Here is a 15534-nt window from a genome sequence, read left to right as displayed (position 1 = left end):
GATGCGCGTCATCCTGCTGGACAACCGCGATTCCTTCGTCTACAACCTCGTCGACCAACTCGCCGTGCTGGGCGTGCGCACCGAGGTCTACCGCAACACGGTGCCGGCCTCCACGGTCCTGGCCGCGTTGGAGCCCACGGCGCGGGAGGCGGCCGCGGGCCAGCGCCCCGCCCTGGTCCTCTCCCCCGGCCCCGGGCACCCCCGCCAGGCGGGCTGCATGATGGAGGTCCTGGGCGCCGCCCTGGAGCGCGGCCTGCCGACGCTGGGCATCTGCCTGGGCTTCCAGGCCATCGTCGAGGCCTGCGGTGGGAGCGTGGGCAGGGTCGAGCCGGTCCACGGCCGGTCCACCCGCGCGGAGGTCACTCCCGCCGGGCGCGCCGATGCCGCCCTCGCCGTGCTCGACGGCGGGCCCCTGGATGTCGCCCGCTACCACTCGCTCGGCACGCGCGCCCTGCCCGCCGACCTGGAGTGCCTGGCCCGCACCAGCGACGGGATCGTCATGGCCTCGCGCCACCGGCGGCGCCCCGCCGTCGGCCTCCAGTTCCACCCCGAGTCCATCCTCACCCCGGCCGGCCCCGCGATCCTGCGGGCCCTCATCGCCGGACTGACCACCACGACAGCAAGCGCAGGAGAGAGCTGATGACAGAGCCGACAACCGTGCCAGAGCCCGCCACCACCCCGGTCCCCTCGGCGCCGGCCGTCGCCGAGGCCGAGGACGCCCACCGGCTCCTGCGCGAGGTCATCCAGGGCCGCCGGCTCAGCCGCGAGGAGACCGGCATCGTCTTCGCCGCCCTGGGCGCCGGGGACCTCTCCGAGGCCGAGACCGCCGCCCTGCTCGCCGCCCTGCACTCGCGCGGGGAGACCGCCGACGAGGTCGCGGGAGCCGCGAGTGCCTTCCGCCGGGCCGCGCGCCCCTTCCCCGCCGTCGCCTTCCCCCTCGTTGACGTCGTGGGCACGGGCGGCGACGGCGTGGGCACGATCAACATCTCAACGGCCGCCGGCCTCGTCGCGGCGTCGATGGGCATCTCGGTGGCCAAGCACGGCAACCGGGCGGTGTCCTCCAAGACGGGGGCGGCCGACGTCGTCGCGGCCCTGGGCCTGCCCCTGGACGTGACGGCGGAACAGGCCGTCGAGCTGCTGGCGCGCGACCACTTCACGTTCCTGTTCGCCCAGGCTTATCACCCGGCGATGAAGCACGTGGCGCCGATCCGCCGGGCCCTGGCCACGCCCACGATCTTCAACGTGCTCGGCCCCCTGCTCAACCCCGCGCACCTGACCTACCAGCTCATGGGCGTGTGGGATCCCTCCATGCTCGACATGATCGCCGAGTCCATGGTCAAGCTGGGCCGCAAGCGCGCCCTCATCGTGCACGGGTCGGGCACCGATGAGATCGCCGTCCACGGCACCACGCAGGTGCGGGAGGCCACCCCCCGCGGGGTCAAGGCCTACGAGGTCACCCCCGCTGAACTCGGGGTGAGGCGCTGGGAGCTGTCGGACATCCTGGGTGGTCAGGCCGCGGAGAACGCCGCCGCCCTGCGCGAGGCACTCGCGGGCCGGGGCGAGCCGGCCCACCGTGATGCCATCGCCGTCAACGCCGGGGCCCTGCTCTACCTCGCGGGGCCCGCGGACAACCTGGCCGATGGCACCCGCATGGCCCTGGAGCAGATGGCCTCGGGAGCGGCCGACAGGCACCTGGACTCCATGACCACCGCCGCGCAGTTGGAGGCCCGCTCCGGGCGGGCCGGGGAGACGAGCGGCGAGAGCACTAAGAACGCTAAGAGCACTGAGAGCACTGAGGAGGAGCGCGCATGAGCGCCGGCCCCGCCTCGCACGGCGCGGCGGCGCGCCCCGAGCGCGCCCCGATCGAGGAGCGCCTCATGGCCACCGGCACGGTGCTGGACACGATCGTGGCCGGGAGGCGGCGGCGCCTGCCCGAACTGCGCGAGCGCTTCGGCCACCTGGAGGCCTCGGCCCTGCCCCGCTCCGAGCGCTCCTTCGAGGAGGCCCTGCGGCGCCGCACGGGCCCCGCCGCCAGCCCGCGCCCGGCGATCATCATGGAGTGCAAGGCGGCCTCGCCGTCGCTCGGCTCGATCCGGGCCGACTACGACCCGGCCGCGCTGGCATCCTCCTACGCCCCCCACGCGGCGGCGATCTCCGTGCTCACCGAGCCCGACCGCTTCAACGGCGAGTACGAGGACCTGGCCCGGGTGCGCGCGGTGGTGGACCTGCCGGTCCTGTGCAAGGACTTCATCGTCGACCCCGTGCAGGTGCTCGCGGCACGCCACCTGGGGGCGGACGCGATCCTCCTCATGCTCTCCGTGGTGCCCGACGACGTCTACCGGGAGTTGGCGGGCCTGGCGGCCGCCCTGGGCATGGGCGTGCTCACGGAGGTTTCCACCCCCGGCGAGATGAGCCGGGCGGCCGCCCTGGGCGCGCGGGTCATCGGCATCAACAACCGGGACCTGCGCACGCTGGACACGGACCTGGCGCGCACCGAGGAGATGGCGCCCCTGGCGCCGGCCGGGGCGGTCCTCGTGGGAGAGTCCGGGGTCCATGGGCCGGAGGACGTGCGGCGCCTGGCCGGGCTCGTGGACGCCCTCCTGGTGGGCTCTAGCCTGTCGGGCTCGGCGGACGCCGGGGCCGCGGCCCGGGCGCTGGTGGAGGCCGTGCCGTTGCCGGGCGGGCCCTCCGGGGAGCGGGCGGGCGCCGGCTCCCCGGTGCCCGAGGAGTCCTCGGTCTCCCCCGCGCTGAGGCGCGCGCGCCTGGCCGAGGCCGCCGCGATGCCGCCGGGCCCGGACGGCCGCTGGGAGCACCCGCGCCTCGACCCCTATTTCGGGGAGCACGGGGGCCAGTTCGTTCCCGAGCTGCTCATCCCCGCCCTGGATCAGTTGGAGGACGCCTTCATCGCCGCGAGCGCGGACCCCGGCTTCGCCGCCGAGCTCGACGGGCTGCTGCGCCGCTACCTGGGGCGCCCCACGCCGATGACCGAGCTGCGCAACCTGCCGCTGCGGGGCAGCGCGAGGATCCTGCTCAAGCGCGAGGACCTCGTTCACGGCGGCGCCCACAAGGGCAACCAGGTGCTTGGCCAGGCGCTCCTGGCCAAGCGGATGGGCAAGCGGCGCATCATCGCCGAGACCGGCGCGGGCCAGCACGGCACCGCCACCGCGATGGTCTGCTCGCTGCTGGGCCTGGAGTGCACGATCTACATGGGCGCCACCGACGTCGTGCGCCAGGCCGCCAATGTGGAGCGCATGGAACTCATGGGCGCGCGGGTGGTGCCCGTGGCCAGCGGCGCGGGAACCCTCAAGGACGCCGTCAACGAGGCGCTGAGGGACTGGACGGCCTCGTTCAAGGACACCCACTACCTGCTGGGCACCGCCGCCGGCCCGCACCCCTTCCCCACGATCGTCCACGCCTTCCACCGGGCCATCTCCACCGAGGCCCGCGCCCAGGCGCTCGCGCTGACGGGGCGCCTGCCCGACGAGGTGATCGCCTGCGTAGGCGGGGGCTCGAACGCCATCGGCATGTTCTCCGACTTCATCGATGACCCCTCCGTGGGGCTCATCGGCGTCGAGCCCGCGGGCGAGGGCCTGGACCGCCGCCACGGGGCGCCGATCAACGCCGGCACCATCGGGATCCTCCATGGCGCCCGCTCCTACCTCATGCGCGACGACGACGGCCAGGTCGAGGAGTCGTTCTCCGTGTCCGCCGGCCTGGACTACCCCGGGGTCGGCCCTGAGCACGCGCGCCTGTCCGACACGGGGCGGGCCCGGTACGTCGGCATCACGGATGAGGAGGCGCTGGAGGCCTTCCGACTGCTCAGCCGCCATGAGGGGATCATTCCGGCCCTGGAGTCCTCCCACGCCCTGGCCCAGGCCCTCAAGATCGCCGAGGCGGTCCCTGATGGCGCCGAGCCGCCCATCCTGCTCGTGTGCCTGTCCGGGCGCGGGGACAAGGACCTCGACCAGGTTCGGGCGCGCATGGGCGGCTCCTTCAGCGACGACGGCGCGGTGGCCCGGGCGGCCGGGATGCTGCGGCGGATGGGCAAGCGCGGTGAGTACGAGGCCCTGGCCGCCCAGGCCGGGGCCGCCGGCCGGGCCGCGCCGGCGGCGCCCGGAGCGGGCTCAAGTGATGAGGAGGAGCGCTGATGGATCGCTACGAGTCGATGTTCGCCGCCCTGCGTGAGCGGGGCGAGGGGGCTTTCGTCCCCTTCGTCATGGTGGGCGACCCCAGCGCGGAACTGTCCGAGGAGGTCATCGAGGCGCTTATCGCCGGGGGCGCGGACGCCCTGGAGCTCGGGGTGCCGTTCAGCGACCCCGTCGCCGACGGGCCCACGATCCAGCGCGCGCACATCCGCGCCCAGGAGGCCGGGGCCGCTCTGACCGACTGCCTGGGGGTGGTGGCGCGCGTGCGCCAGCGTCACCCGGAGACGCCCATCGGCATGCTCATCTACGGAAACGTGCCTTTCGCCGTCGGCCTGGGGCCCTTCTACGCCAGGTGCGCCGAAGCGGGGATCGACTCGGTCCTGCTGCCTGATGTCCCCGTGCGGGAGTCGCCCGCCTTCTCCGCCGCCGCGGCGCGGGCGGGGATCGCCCCGGTGTACATCGCCCCGCCCTCGGCCGCGCCCCACACGCTCGATGCCGTGGCGGGCGCCTCGCGGGGCTACGTGTACGCGGTCTCGCGCGTGGGGGTCACCGGCGCGGAGCAGGCGGCCTCGACCGCGGGGCTGGCCGAATCGGTGGCCAGGCTGCGGGCCGGCGCCGCGGCGCCGGTCATGCTCGGCTTCGGCATCTCCCGCCCAGAGCAGGTCGCCGAGGCGATCGCCGCGGGGGCCGATGGGGCGATCTCCGGGTCGGCGACCGTCCAGATCGTGGAGTCTCACGCCCCGGCCATCGCCCAGGCGCCGCCGGGCAGCCGCGCGAGGGAGGAGGCCGTCGAGGCGATGCGCGCGGAACTGCGCGGCTTCGTCGCCGCGATGAAGGCGGCCACGCGGCCGCGATGAGCCGGCACGGGACGGGCATCGGGACGACCAAGGCCTTGTGACCAGGGAGGATGCGGGGGACGCTCCCCGAATTGGCGGGCATGATCCTCTTCACAAGTGATGCTCACCACGTTACATTGATGGAGCGTCCTCCATCATTTCGAGACTTCGTGGGAGAAGGCCCGCCATGCGCCCAACACGCTCCATACCATCGTCCCCACTGCGCCGGCTCCTCGGCGTCATCCTGATCCTGCCCCTGGCGCTCGTCGCCCTGGTCGCCGTCCCCGCCGGCGCGGAGACGGCCGCTCCCAGCGGCGGCAATGACGACATCAGCGTCACCGGCTTCTACGCCCCCGGCGGCACCGGCTGCCAGGGCGCGGGCGATGCCGCCCACTGCCTCTTCTGGGGCGTGCGCATCCCTGACACCGTGGCCCCGGGCAGGGACATGGTCCTGACCCTCGAGGCCGACTCCCAGCCGGGCCAGTGGACCTGGAACTGCCCCTCGGAGCTGGGGGTCGCCGGCGCGGCCGCCCTCTACACCAGTGACGACCCGGAGGGCCCGATCCGCCGGTACGGGTCGTCGGGGCTCGGGCTGCTCTCCCGCATCCACAACCCGTACTCGAGGCACGGCGACTACTCCGCCTCCGTCTATCGCATCTCCTGCTCCCCCGAGCACCTGAGCCTGACCTACATGGTCGACTTCTCCGACCGTCCCTCGGGCTCCTACCTCGACCTGAGCATCGGGACGCTGGTCAGGGCGCCGGGCGACCAGGCCCGCGACTACACGCTCAGGCCGACCCTGACGACCACGGAGGACGCCACCCCGCACAGCCCCACGGCCACAGCGGCCAAGGAGCCGGCCAGCGCCACCCACGCCACCGTGACCACGAGCGAGCAGGCCCCGCCCACGGATGCCGCCAAGGACGCCGGCCACTACACGGCCACCATCCACAACGACTCCACCACCCCCCTGTCGGGCTTCACGATCGCGGCCGCGAGCACGGAGGGCCCGGCCACCCTCACGAGGCTGAGCTGCGACCTGACCGCCTTCGGTGGCGGCGTCGTCACCGCGCAGGGCCCGGCCACGAGCCTGGAGGTCCCGGGCGACAGGGCCGCCATCCCAGGGGGGCAGGAGGCCAGCTGCCAGGTGGACCTCAGTGGCGTCGTCGGGCACAACACCATCTCCACGTCCGTCACCGCCCAGGACGGCAAGATCTTCTCTTCCCTCTACCAGGATGACCGCTCCCGCGGCGAGGCCTCCGCGACGATCGCCCAGAGCGCCGTCACCGTGCGGGGCCCGGACGCCACGAACTCGACGCCTTACGTCGTCGTCGACTACACCGTGACCCTGTCCAACACCACCGCCGTGGTGGGCGGGACGCCGAGTTTCTCCCTGACCGCGAAGCCGCCGACAGGGATGAAACTCGAGTACGCCGAGCCCAGCGACGGCACGGCCTGGTGGCTGCGCGACATCCTGTGGCCCGACGCCAATGGCACCATCCCCGTGGGAATGTCGAGCCCGCTGTTCGGCCACTCCTGGCACACGGTGACGCTGTCCGCCGTCTACTCGGTGGACGACGCCGCGATTACCCCGGACGGATGGAGGGCTCTGGGGACCTGCGACCCGAATGACCCGTCGACGGGCCTGAGGGCCACGATCGACGTCGAGGACAGCGGGACGATCGACGCGGTCTCCTTCCCCCTGTGCGCCACCGTGGCCCAGGCGGCCAAGTAGGGGCGGCGGATTCGGCGCCGCGCCGGCGCAATCCACCGGGGCGCCCCCGGCCGCGGGCTGGGGGCGCCCCCTCGCGCCGGGTCGCGGACTGTAGAGTGGCGCCCATGGCCAGCCTTCTCGACGTGATCCTGCGCGCGGTCGGCCGCGCCGCCACCGACGCCCTCGCCTCCACCCTCAAGCAGAGCGCGCGCCGCGGCAGTGGCGCCTCTCGCCCCGGGCGAGAGGGCTCCGCCGGCTCCCCGGCCGGAGGCCCCTCCCCCGCCCCCCGCCGCCAGGGCGGGGCCACCCCCCAGGCCACGCGGGCCCCCGCCGGTGGGAGCGCAGGCATCCGCCCCTACGACGTGGCCTCCGCCGGGCTCCCCTCCTTCGACTACGCCCCCAACCCCGACGGCGACGCCGACCCCGGCGAGGTCGTGTGGACCTGGGTCCCCTACGAGGAGGACGCCTCCCAGGGCAAGGACCGCCCCGTCCTGGTCCTGGCCCGCGACGGGAATCGCCTCATCGTCGCCCAGATGACGTCGAAGGACCATGACCGCGACGCCGCCCAGGAGGCCAGTCACGGCCGCTACTGGTTCGACGTCGGCTCAGGCGCCTGGGACCCGAGGGGCCGTCCGAGCGAGGTCCGGCTCGACCGCCTCCTCGCCGTCGACCCGTCCGTCATCCGCCGCGAGGGGGCCACGATGCGCCGGGGGACCTTCGACGCCGTCGTCGCCGCGCTGCGCGAGCACTGGGCCTGACGAGCGCGCAAGGAGACCCGAGGGAAGAGCGCGACACACCTCACGTCGCCCGCCCTCCCGCGGCGGGCGACGAGGGCCGCCGTTTTGCTAGAGTGCGTTCTTGGACCTCTGGCCTGGCCGGCTTCGGGGTCCGGCGACCGGGCATCGCCGGGTGCTTCCACCACCTTCTCACGCCTGCGGCGCGAACCCTCTTTCCGGCCAATGACCATCTGACGATCGAGAAAGCAACACTGAGCAGTGGCGAACATCAAGTCCCAGATCAAGCGCATCAAGACCAACGAGAAGGCCCGTCTGCGCAACCAGTCCGTCAAGTCCGAGCTCAAGACCTACGTGCGCCGCGTGCGCCAGGCCGTTGAGGCCGGGGACAAGGCCGCCGCCGAGGAGGGCCTCAAGAAGGCCTGCCGCAAGCTGGACAAGGCCGTCTCCAAGGGCGTCATCCACAAGAACCAGGCCGCGAACCGCAAGTCGAAGCTGGCCAAGCGCGTCGACTCCCTCTGAGTCCACCGCCTCCGGCGATCAGCGGCTCGGGGCGCCTCCCTCGCGGGGAGGTGCCCCGAGCCGCTTTCCATCCACCCGCCCACCGATCGCCCGTCTCCTGACGGTGATTGGTCACAGGACGGCGCCACCGGCACGGTGTCACGCCTTCGTCATCATCGCGGGGGATACGATGGCGCGCGGCCTGCGGCCGAACCGGCCGGCAGGCGGTTCGACCACCACGACACCAGGAGCCCATATGCCCACGCGAATCGGATTCGACCGGGACAAGTACCTCAGGATGCAGTCCGAGCACATCGCGCAGCGCCGCAGGCAGTTCGGGGGCAAGCTCTACTTGGAGTTCGGGGGCAAGCTCGTCGATGACATGCACGCCTCCCGCGTGCTGCCCGGCTTCACCCCGGACAACAAGATCGTCATGCTGGCCGAGCTCGCCGACGAGGTCGAGATCATCGTGGCCGTCAGCGCCCGCGATTTCCAGCGCCGCAAGGTCCGCGCCGACCTGGGCATCGGCTACGAGGACGAGGTACTGCGCCACATCGATGCCTTCCGCGACTACGGACTGCACGTGGGCAGCGTCGTCGTCACCCAGTGGACCGATGACAACCGGGAGGCGCAGGCCTTCAAGACCAAACTCGAGCGGCTCGGAATCACCGTCTACCGGCATTTCCCCATCCCCGGCTACCCCGGTGACGTCGCGCGGATCGTCTCGGCCGACGGCTACGGCCGCAACGAGTACATCGAGACCGAGCGGGACCTCGTCGTCGTCACCGCGCCGGGACCGGGCAGCGGCAAGATGGCGACCTGCCTGTCCCAGGTCTACCAGGACCACCTGAGGGGCCTGTCCTCCGGCTACGCGAAGTTCGAGACCTTCCCCATCTGGAACCTGCCGCTGGACCACCCGGTGAACATCGCCTACGAGGCCGCCACCGCCGACCTCGACGACGTCAACATGATCGACCCCTTCCACCTGGCCGCGCACGGGGTCCAGACCGTCAACTACAACCGCGACGTCGAGATCTTCCCCGTGCTCGCGCGCCTCTTCGAGCAGATGCTCGGAACGTGCCCCTACGCCTCCCCCACGGATATGGGCGTCAACATGGCCGGCCACTGCATCAGCGACGACGAGGCCTGCCGCGAGGCCTCCAGGCAGGAGATCATCCGCCGCTACTTCAAGGCCCTGGTCACAGAGAAGCAGGATGCGATCGATCCCTTCCAGTCCGAGCGGATCGCCTTGTCCATGGCGAAGGTCGGGGTGACGGTGGAGGACCGCCCGGTGGTTCCGCCCACGCGAGAGCTGGCCGCCGACACGGGCGCGCCCGCCGCCGCGATCGAGCTGCCCGACGGGCGGATCATCACCGGGAAGACCAGCGCCCTGCTGGGCTGCTCCTCGGCGATGCTGCTCAACGCCCTCAAGGCCCTGGCGGGGATCGATCAGGAGGCGCTGCTGCTCTCGCCCGAGTCGATCGAGCCGATCCAGACCCTCAAGACAACGCACCTGGGCTCGCGCAACCCGCGCCTGCACACCGATGAGGTGCTCATCGCCCTGGCCGTCTCGGCGTCCACGGACCCCAACGCCGCGCGCGCGATGGAGCAGATCGCCACGCTGCGGGGCTGCGACGTGCACACCTCGACGATCCTAGGCAGCGTGGACGAGGGGATCTTCCGGTCCCTGGGCGTTCAGGTGACCAACGAGCCCGTCTACGCCACGAAATCGCTGTACCGCAAGCGCTGAGGAGGCCGGGCCGGGGGCTCGCTGAGGAGGCCGGGCCAGGGGCTCAGCGGCGGGTGGCCAGGCGCCCCCGGCGGGCGGAGCAGATCGCCAGGACGGCGCGCTCGACAGCGTGCTCGGGGTCGCGACTGGCGCCCTTGGCCTCGGCATCGGCGCGGGCGACGGCGATGATCGCGGTGGCGAGGGCGTCGTCGGACCAGCCGGCGAGCTCGGCGCGGGCGCGCTTGGCCTGCCAGGGTGACATCCCGAGCTCCTTGGGGCCCATGCCGGGACGGCCGCCCGCGGCGGCGACGCGGGCAAGTTGGCGGAGCTTGGTGGCCAGGGCGGACACGATGAGCACGGGCACGACGCCGGTGGCCAGGGCGTGGCGCAGGAGGGTGACGGCCTTGGCGACATCGCCCGAGATGGCGGCGTCGGCGACGGAGAAGCCGGTGGCCTCGATGCGACCGGCGTAGTAGGTGCGGACGTGGGAGACGGTGATCGTGCCCTCGGTGTCGGCCATGAGCTGGGCGACGGCGCTGGTGAGTTCACGCAGGTCAGAGCCCAGGGCGTCGACGAGCGCCCCAATGGCCTCGGCCTCGATGCGGCGGCCGGCGCGGCGCACGTCGGCGTTGACGAGGGCCGCCTTGTCCCCGTCCTTCTTGATCGGCTCGCAGGTCACGACTGGGTAGGGCGATGCGGCCAGGACGTCGAGGAGCCTCTTGCCGCGCTGGCCGGAGTTGTGGCGCAGGATGACGACGACGTCGGGGTCGGGGGCTGCGACGTAGGCGAGCAGGTCGGTGAGGAGCGCGTCCGTCATCTGCTCGAGGTTGGGCACGTGGACGAGCTTGGGCTCGCCGAAGAGGGAGGGCGAGACGAGGGTGTCGAGCATATGGGGCTCGTAGGTGGCCGCGTCGAGGCGGACGACCTCCGTGGTGGGGTCCTTGGCCCTGGCCTGGGCGAGGAGTCGATCGACGGCGCGCTCGCCGAGGAGATCCTCCCCGCCGCGCACGAGGACGACAGGAGCGAGCGCTACCTGGTCCCACGAGGGGCCCGCGGGGCGGGAGCGCTTCGAGGCGGCGGGTCGGGCGGGCGGCATGCCCCAAGCCTGCCACAGCCCGCTTCCCTCCCCCTCCCTGAACCGAGACCGGTCGAAAACACGGGCGAGACCGGTCGTTGTTAGGAGCGAGACCGGTCGGTTGCCCACAGGGCGGTGCTGGTGGGGCGGGGTTAGTGGGGGTTTTCCACAGATTGGCGGTGGGGTCTAGCGCCGGGGGTGGGTGGGGCCCTAGGGTTGGGGCCCGACGGCGATGCCGCCGTCGTCTGGGGCCGACCTGGGGCCTCGCGCTTGCCCTGGTCCACGACCGCTCTCTTGGAAGGCCCCAGAACCCATGACCCCCGCGCCCCGCTTTCAGCACCACCAGGTCAGCGCCGAACCCTCGCAGCCTCGCTCCTCCCACGCCGGCGGCCCCATGGCGCCCCAACAACGCGGCGCCACCCCTCACCCACCCGGCCGGCGGCGCCAGAGCCTCGAAGCGCTGACAACGCGCTGGGCGCACCCCACCGCCGCTCTGGTCCTTCTAGCCTGCTGCGCCCTGGCCCCAGGACTACTGATCCTAACGGCCTGCGCCAAGGACCCCACCCCACCCCAGACCACCGCGACCCTACCCACCCAACACACCGAAACCCTCGCCGAAACCCCCACCAGCGCGGCGACCACTCCCAGTGCCAGCACAACTCCCTCACTCAGCCCCGAACTGGCCGCTCAAAAAGCCACCGCCCTAGCCATGCCCAAACCCCCCACCCCACCCGAGGCCACCGAAAACACCCAACAAGGCGCCGTAAGCGCCGCCGTGCACTTCATCGAGCTCTACCGCTACGCCTTCATGACCGGCGACACCACAGACCTAGCCGCCATGAGCGAAGAGCGCTGCGTCTTTTGCCAATCCACCATCAACGACGCCACCAAGCTCCACGCCGCAGGCGGATGGGCCAATCCGTGGGTCGATAGGATCACGAACATGGAATACATCGCCCCAGGACAGGGGAAGGAGTACTGCGGGATCAGATTCACCATAATCTCGGGAGAATCAACGGCGGTGGATTCTCGCGGTGAAACGATTGAAAATGCGGCCGAGGAGTCGAGGTTCTTCATGATCCTGCGGTACCAGGATGGTATGTGGCATGTCGGAGGGGTGTCGGTGAAATGATTCTGCGCGCAACTCTGGCGGCCGCCTTAATGATCTTACCCTTCCCTCTCACGGGGCCATCCGGGGGCCATGGCTCAGAAGGCAGGGGCCAGCGATACATCGGTAGAGCCAACGACAATGAAGTCACCGTGATGTCAACGGCGTATGAGGAGGTTCAGGTCGGGGGCGGCCCCCCGCCGTCGGCCGGTGGGGACGGCAGGGCCGGTGGGGATAGTGGGGGCGGGCCAGCAGTGGTGGTCTCGGCCGGACAGCCCCAGACCGCGCCCATGGAAGGCGATCACATCTGCGACGGGCAGGACGCCCAGGGCGATGACATGGGCGTGTGCCGCTTCCAGCCGGCCCCCGCGCGCCCCCGACCACCCGCACCCGCCGACGCCCCGGCCCCGGACGCCCCAGCCGCCCCGGCGCCGATCATCCTGACCTCCCGCGACGTGGCCACCCTCATCGTCGAGGGCTCGGGCATCACCCTCCAACCACCCGGGGACACCATCCTCTTGCACATGCCCCTGATCGCCCACACCAACCCCACCACCCGAACACTATCCACCACCGTAGGCACCACCACCGTCGAGATCGAGGCCACGCCCGCCACCTACACCTGGAACTGGGGAGATGGCACCACCACAACCACCACCGACCCCGGACACCCCTACCCCCACCAGACCGTGACCCACCTGTACGCCACCACCGCCAACAACATCACCATCACCCTGACCACCACCTGGACCGCCCGCTACCGCCCCACAGGCACCACCACCTGGAAACCCGTCGACGGCTACATCACCACCACCCAGGCCGCCCCGCCCTTCAACATCCGCCGCCTGGTCCCCTACCTCACCGACGACGCCGAAGAGCACCACAACCACTAACCCACCCCCAAAACCGATCTCGCCCGTGATAACGACCGGTCTCGGTCTTCATAACGACCGGTCTCGCGGCTCATATCGACCGGTCTCGCTCGTGATTTCGACCGGTCTCGATGAAAGGCGGCGGCGGGGGGCGGAGCGGAGGGGAGGGGCGATCACCCGGCGGGGGTGGAACCGGCGATCTCCAGGGCCTCCTCGAGGGTGAAATTGCCGTTGTAGAGGGCCTTGCCGACGATCGCGGAGTCCACCCCGATCCCCACCAGCCCGGTCAATGCGCGAATGTCGTCCAGCGAGGAGATCCCCCCGGAGGCCACCACGGGAGCGCTGGTGCGCTCGCAGACCTGACGCAGCAACTCCGTGTTCGGCCCGGTGAGGGTGCCGTCGCGGGTGACGTCAGTGACCACGTAACGCGAGCATCCCGCCGCGTTGAGGCGCTCCAGGGCCTCCCAGAGGTCGCCGCCCTCCTCCGTCCAGCCGCGCGCCGCCAGCGTCGTCCCGCGCACATCGAGACCCACGGCGATGGCCTCGCCGTGCTCGGCGATGACGCGCGCCGTCCACTCCGGGTCTCTCAGCGCGGCGGTGCCCAGATTGACCCGCGCGGCGCCGGCGGCGAGCGCGCGCTCCAGGGAGGCGTCATCGCGGATACCGCCGGAGAGCTCCACCCTGACCCCGACCTCGCCGACGATGCGGGCCAGCAGCTCGGCGTTGGAGCCCCGCTCGAAGGCGGCATCGAGATCCACCAGGTGGATCCACTCCGCCCCGGCGCGGGCCCAGTCGAGGGCCGCGTCCACGGGGCTGCCGTAGTCGGTCTCCGATCCGGCCTCTCCCTGGAGCAGGCGGACGGCCTTGCCATGGGCGACGTCGACGGCGGGAAGGAGCGTGAGCATGAGGGGCCTCCTGGGTGGTCTTGGGACGGGGCGCGAGGAGCACGGCGCCATGCGGTGGATCAGGTCAGTGGCGAGGGGCGCCGGTCAGAGCGCTCCCAGCCAGTTGCGCAGGAGCTCGGCCCCGGCGTCGCCCGATTTCTCGGGATGGAACTGGGTGGCGGACAGGGGGCCGTTCTCGACGGCGGCCAGGAAGTCCTCGCCGTGATGAGCCCAGGTGGGCAGCGGCGGGCGCGTCGCGGATGGCCCCAGCCCCGCCGCCGGATCCGTTTTCACGGCGTAGGAGTGGACGAAGTAGAAGCGCTGATCGGCGACGCCGTCGAACAGGACGCTGCCAGCGGGCGGGCGCACCTCGGACCATCCCATGTGCGGGACCACGGGGGCGTCGAGGCGGCCCACCTCCCCCTCCCACTGGGCGAGCCCCGGGATGGTGGAGCCATGCTCCTGGCTCGACTCGAACATGACCTGCATGCCCACGCAGATGCCCAGAATGGGGCGGCCGCCGGCCAAGCGGCGCTCGATGAGCCGGGGGGCGTCCACGGCGCGCAGCATCTCCATGACGGCGCCGAAGGCCCCCACGCCGGGGACGAGGAGCCCATCGGCGGATTCCACAGCGCCGGCGTCGGCGGTGAGGTCGACCCGCGCGCCGACGCGCTCCAGGGCGCGAACCGCCGAGCGCACATTGCCGGAGCCGTAGTTGAGGACGACGACGCGGGGTGAGGGCATGCCCGGGAGTCTACCGGCGTCATCGCCGACGACAGTTCAGGGGTCCGGGGAGCGTTCGCGCCCGCGTGAGCCCCGGCCTCCGAGACGGCCGGGAGCGTGCGCCCAGCGACGGGCTCAGGGCAGGATGCGACCATGAGCCTTCCCGAGCACTCCCCGTCGAGCGCGCCGACCTATGACTCGCAGTCCCTGGGCCAGCAGCCGATAGCTCAACCCCGGGGTTGGCCGGAAGTCCCCGGCGTGCGCATCGTCGGGATCGTGGGGCGCGGCGGCTTCGCGACTGTCTACGAGGGCGTCCAGCTGTCGATGAGCAGGCCTGTCGCGGTCAAGGTCGACTCGCGCGGCCTCGACGACGAGCGCAACCGCCGCCGCTACATGCGCGAGGTGAGCGCCACCAGCCGCATCAGTTCGCACCCCCACGTGATCTCCCTGATCGACACCGGTGTCCTGCGCGACGGCCGACCGTTCATCGTCATGGAGTTGTGCCCGGGAGGAAGCCTGGCGGACCTCGTGGAGCGGGGCCCGATACCCGCGCCCGACGCCGTGGCGCTCGTCGAGGCCGCCGCCTCCGCGCTGGGGGCCGGGCACGCCGCCGGGATCCTGCACCGGGACGTCAAACCCGGGAACATCCTGCTCGACGCCTTCGGGGCACCGCGCCTGACCGACTTCGGGATCGCCTCGATCACCCGCGAGGGCCAGGATCCGACCGTCACCCTGGAGTGCCTCACCCCGGACTTCGCCGCGCCAGAGGCCTTCGCCATGGCCGCGCCCGCGCCGCAGGGCGACGTGTGGTCCATGGGAGCCGTCCTCTACACGATGCTCACCGGGCACTCCCCCAGACGGCGCGCCACGGGCCGCTCGCTCAGCCTCCCCGAGATCGTCGAGGGGCTCAAGAGCCCCATCGACCTGGGAGATCCGCGCGTCCCCGCGCTCCTGGCCCCGTTGCTCGCCCGGGCTCTCGACCCGGATCCCGCCAAGCGGCACGCCGACGGTACGGCCCTGGCGCGCGCGCTCGTCGAGGCGCGCGAGGCGCTGGGCGATGGGTCCCTGACGGTCTCGGGGCCCCGGGCGGCGCTCCTCCAGGCGCGCCGCCCGCAGGGGCCCGCCGCCCCAGCCCCGCGCGTCCCCTCCCCCGCTCCGGTTGACGCGCGACCGGGGCCGCCACCGGGCGCCGTGCCGCCTGCCATGGGCGCCC

At 72.2% G+C, this 15534-nt stretch carries 14 protein-coding genes; 11 read left to right on the top strand and 3 right to left on the bottom strand.

Annotation, left to right across the window (positions count from 1 at the left end; all coding sequences use genetic code 11):
* Position 1: 1 nt before the first annotated feature.
* The 8 genes from GVV75_RS01410 to GVV75_RS01375 all read left to right on the top strand — a co-directional run bounded on the left by GVV75_RS01410 (position 2) and on the right by GVV75_RS01375 (position 9680).
* The gene (locus GVV75_RS01410; protein WP_159523590.1) at positions 2-640 is read left to right on the top strand and encodes an anthranilate synthase component II; all 639 of its coding nucleotides are present in this window, start codon (positions 2-4) and stop codon (positions 638-640) included.
* Positions 640-1812 (top strand): anthranilate phosphoribosyltransferase, encoded by a 1173-nt coding sequence (trpD, locus tag GVV75_RS01405; RefSeq protein WP_159813194.1) that lies wholly within the window; start codon positions 640-642, stop codon positions 1810-1812. Before GVV75_RS01410 ends, trpD begins: the two co-directional genes overlap by 1 nt.
* Positions 1809-4148: a tryptophan synthase subunit beta gene (trpB, locus tag GVV75_RS01400; protein WP_159813192.1), complete on the top strand. Its 2340-nt coding sequence runs from the start codon at positions 1809-1811 to the stop codon at positions 4146-4148. The genes trpD and trpB overlap by 4 nt, the downstream gene beginning before the upstream one ends.
* A complete protein-coding gene (gene trpA, locus GVV75_RS01395) occupies positions 4148-5002 on the top strand; it encodes a tryptophan synthase subunit alpha (protein WP_159523596.1) in 855 nt (284 codons plus the stop codon). The genes trpB and trpA overlap by 1 nt, the downstream gene beginning before the upstream one ends.
* A 166-nt stretch (positions 5003-5168) precedes the next feature.
* A complete protein-coding gene (locus GVV75_RS01390; RefSeq protein WP_159813190.1) occupies positions 5169-6716 on the top strand; it encodes a hypothetical protein in 1548 nt (515 codons plus the stop codon).
* Positions 6717-6820: 104 nt separating this feature from the next.
* Positions 6821-7453, top strand: coding sequence for a type II toxin-antitoxin system PemK/MazF family toxin (locus tag GVV75_RS01385; RefSeq protein WP_159813188.1), 633 nt, complete (start codon positions 6821-6823; stop codon positions 7451-7453).
* Between the two features lie 237 nt (positions 7454-7690).
* Positions 7691-7951, top strand: a complete 261-nt coding sequence (gene rpsT / locus GVV75_RS01380) for a 30S ribosomal protein S20 (protein WP_159523602.1) — start codon at positions 7691-7693, stop codon at positions 7949-7951.
* Between the two features lie 235 nt (positions 7952-8186).
* Positions 8187-9680, top strand: coding sequence for a DUF1846 domain-containing protein (locus tag GVV75_RS01375; RefSeq protein WP_159523604.1), 1494 nt, complete (start codon positions 8187-8189; stop codon positions 9678-9680).
* A gap of 43 nt (positions 9681-9723) precedes the next feature.
* On the opposite strand, the gene holA is transcribed toward GVV75_RS01375, so the two are convergent.
* Entirely contained in the window at positions 9724-10755 is a 1032-nt protein-coding gene (gene holA / locus GVV75_RS01370; protein ID WP_159625537.1) for a DNA polymerase III subunit delta, read from the bottom strand.
* Positions 10756-10966: 211 nt separating this feature from the next.
* On the opposite strand from holA, the gene GVV75_RS10425 reads away from it, so the two are divergent.
* Entirely contained in the window at positions 10967-11866 is a 900-nt protein-coding gene (locus GVV75_RS10425) for a DUF6318 family protein (protein WP_328703529.1), read from the top strand.
* Positions 11867-12132: 266 nt separating this feature from the next.
* Positions 12133-12735: a zinc transporter gene (locus GVV75_RS01360; protein WP_235925137.1), complete on the top strand. Its 603-nt coding sequence runs from the start codon at positions 12133-12135 to the stop codon at positions 12733-12735.
* A 152-nt stretch (positions 12736-12887) separates the two neighbouring features.
* Here the strand turns inward: GVV75_RS01360 and priA are convergent, their stop codons facing one another.
* Together priA and hisH are read right to left on the bottom strand one after the other, a co-directional pair.
* Positions 12888-13619 (bottom strand): bifunctional 1-(5-phosphoribosyl)-5-((5-phosphoribosylamino)methylideneamino)imidazole-4-carboxamide isomerase/phosphoribosylanthranilate isomerase PriA, encoded by a 732-nt coding sequence (gene priA / locus GVV75_RS01355; RefSeq protein ID WP_159523610.1) that lies wholly within the window; start codon positions 13617-13619, stop codon positions 12888-12890.
* Positions 13620-13703: 84 nt separating this feature from the next.
* On the bottom strand, positions 13704-14342 hold the full coding sequence (gene hisH / locus GVV75_RS01350; protein WP_159813186.1) for an imidazole glycerol phosphate synthase subunit HisH: 639 nt from the start codon (positions 14340-14342) through the stop codon (positions 13704-13706).
* Positions 14343-14594: 252 nt separating this feature from the next.
* Here hisH and GVV75_RS01345 point away from each other — a divergent pair.
* On the top strand, positions 14595-15534 hold a 940-nt coding region (locus GVV75_RS01345), incomplete at its 3' end, for a serine/threonine-protein kinase (protein WP_159813306.1).

This window comes from Actinomyces sp. zg328 (assembly GCF_009829635.1).
Classification (GTDB): Bacteria; Actinomycetota; Actinomycetes; order Actinomycetales; family Actinomycetaceae; genus Actinomyces; species Actinomyces marmotae.
This window is presented reverse-complemented; position numbering and strand designations above follow the sequence as displayed.

Bases quoted from the DNA above. Each gene is read 5' to 3' on its own strand.
- GVV75_RS01385 (WP_159813188.1), top strand. From the start codon at position 6,821: ATGGCCAGCCTTCTCGACGTGATCCTGCGCGCGGTCGGCCGCGCCGCC.
- trpA (WP_159523596.1), top strand. From the start codon at position 4,148: ATGGATCGCTACGAGTCGATGTTCGCCGCCCTGCGTGAGCGGGGCGAG.
- GVV75_RS01410 (WP_159523590.1), top strand. From the start codon at position 2: ATGCGCGTCATCCTGCTGGACAACCGCGATTCCTTCGTCTACAACCTC.
- GVV75_RS01390 (WP_159813190.1), top strand. From the start codon at position 5,169: ATGCGCCCAACACGCTCCATACCATCGTCCCCACTGCGCCGGCTCCTC.
- GVV75_RS01360 (WP_235925137.1), top strand. From the start codon at position 12,133: ATGGAAGGCGATCACATCTGCGACGGGCAGGACGCCCAGGGCGATGAC.
- GVV75_RS01375 (WP_159523604.1), top strand. From the start codon at position 8,187: ATGCCCACGCGAATCGGATTCGACCGGGACAAGTACCTCAGGATGCAG.
- priA (WP_159523610.1), bottom strand. From the start codon at position 13,619: ATGCTCACGCTCCTTCCCGCCGTCGACGTCGCCCATGGCAAGGCCGTC.
- trpB (WP_159813192.1), top strand. From the start codon at position 1,809: ATGAGCGCCGGCCCCGCCTCGCACGGCGCGGCGGCGCGCCCCGAGCGC.
- GVV75_RS10425 (WP_328703529.1), top strand. From the start codon at position 10,967: ATGCCGCCGTCGTCTGGGGCCGACCTGGGGCCTCGCGCTTGCCCTGGT.
- hisH (WP_159813186.1), bottom strand. From the start codon at position 14,342: ATGCCCTCACCCCGCGTCGTCGTCCTCAACTACGGCTCCGGCAATGTG.
- trpD (WP_159813194.1), top strand. From the start codon at position 640: ATGACAGAGCCGACAACCGTGCCAGAGCCCGCCACCACCCCGGTCCCC.
- holA (WP_159625537.1), bottom strand. From the start codon at position 10,755: ATGCCGCCCGCCCGACCCGCCGCCTCGAAGCGCTCCCGCCCCGCGGGC.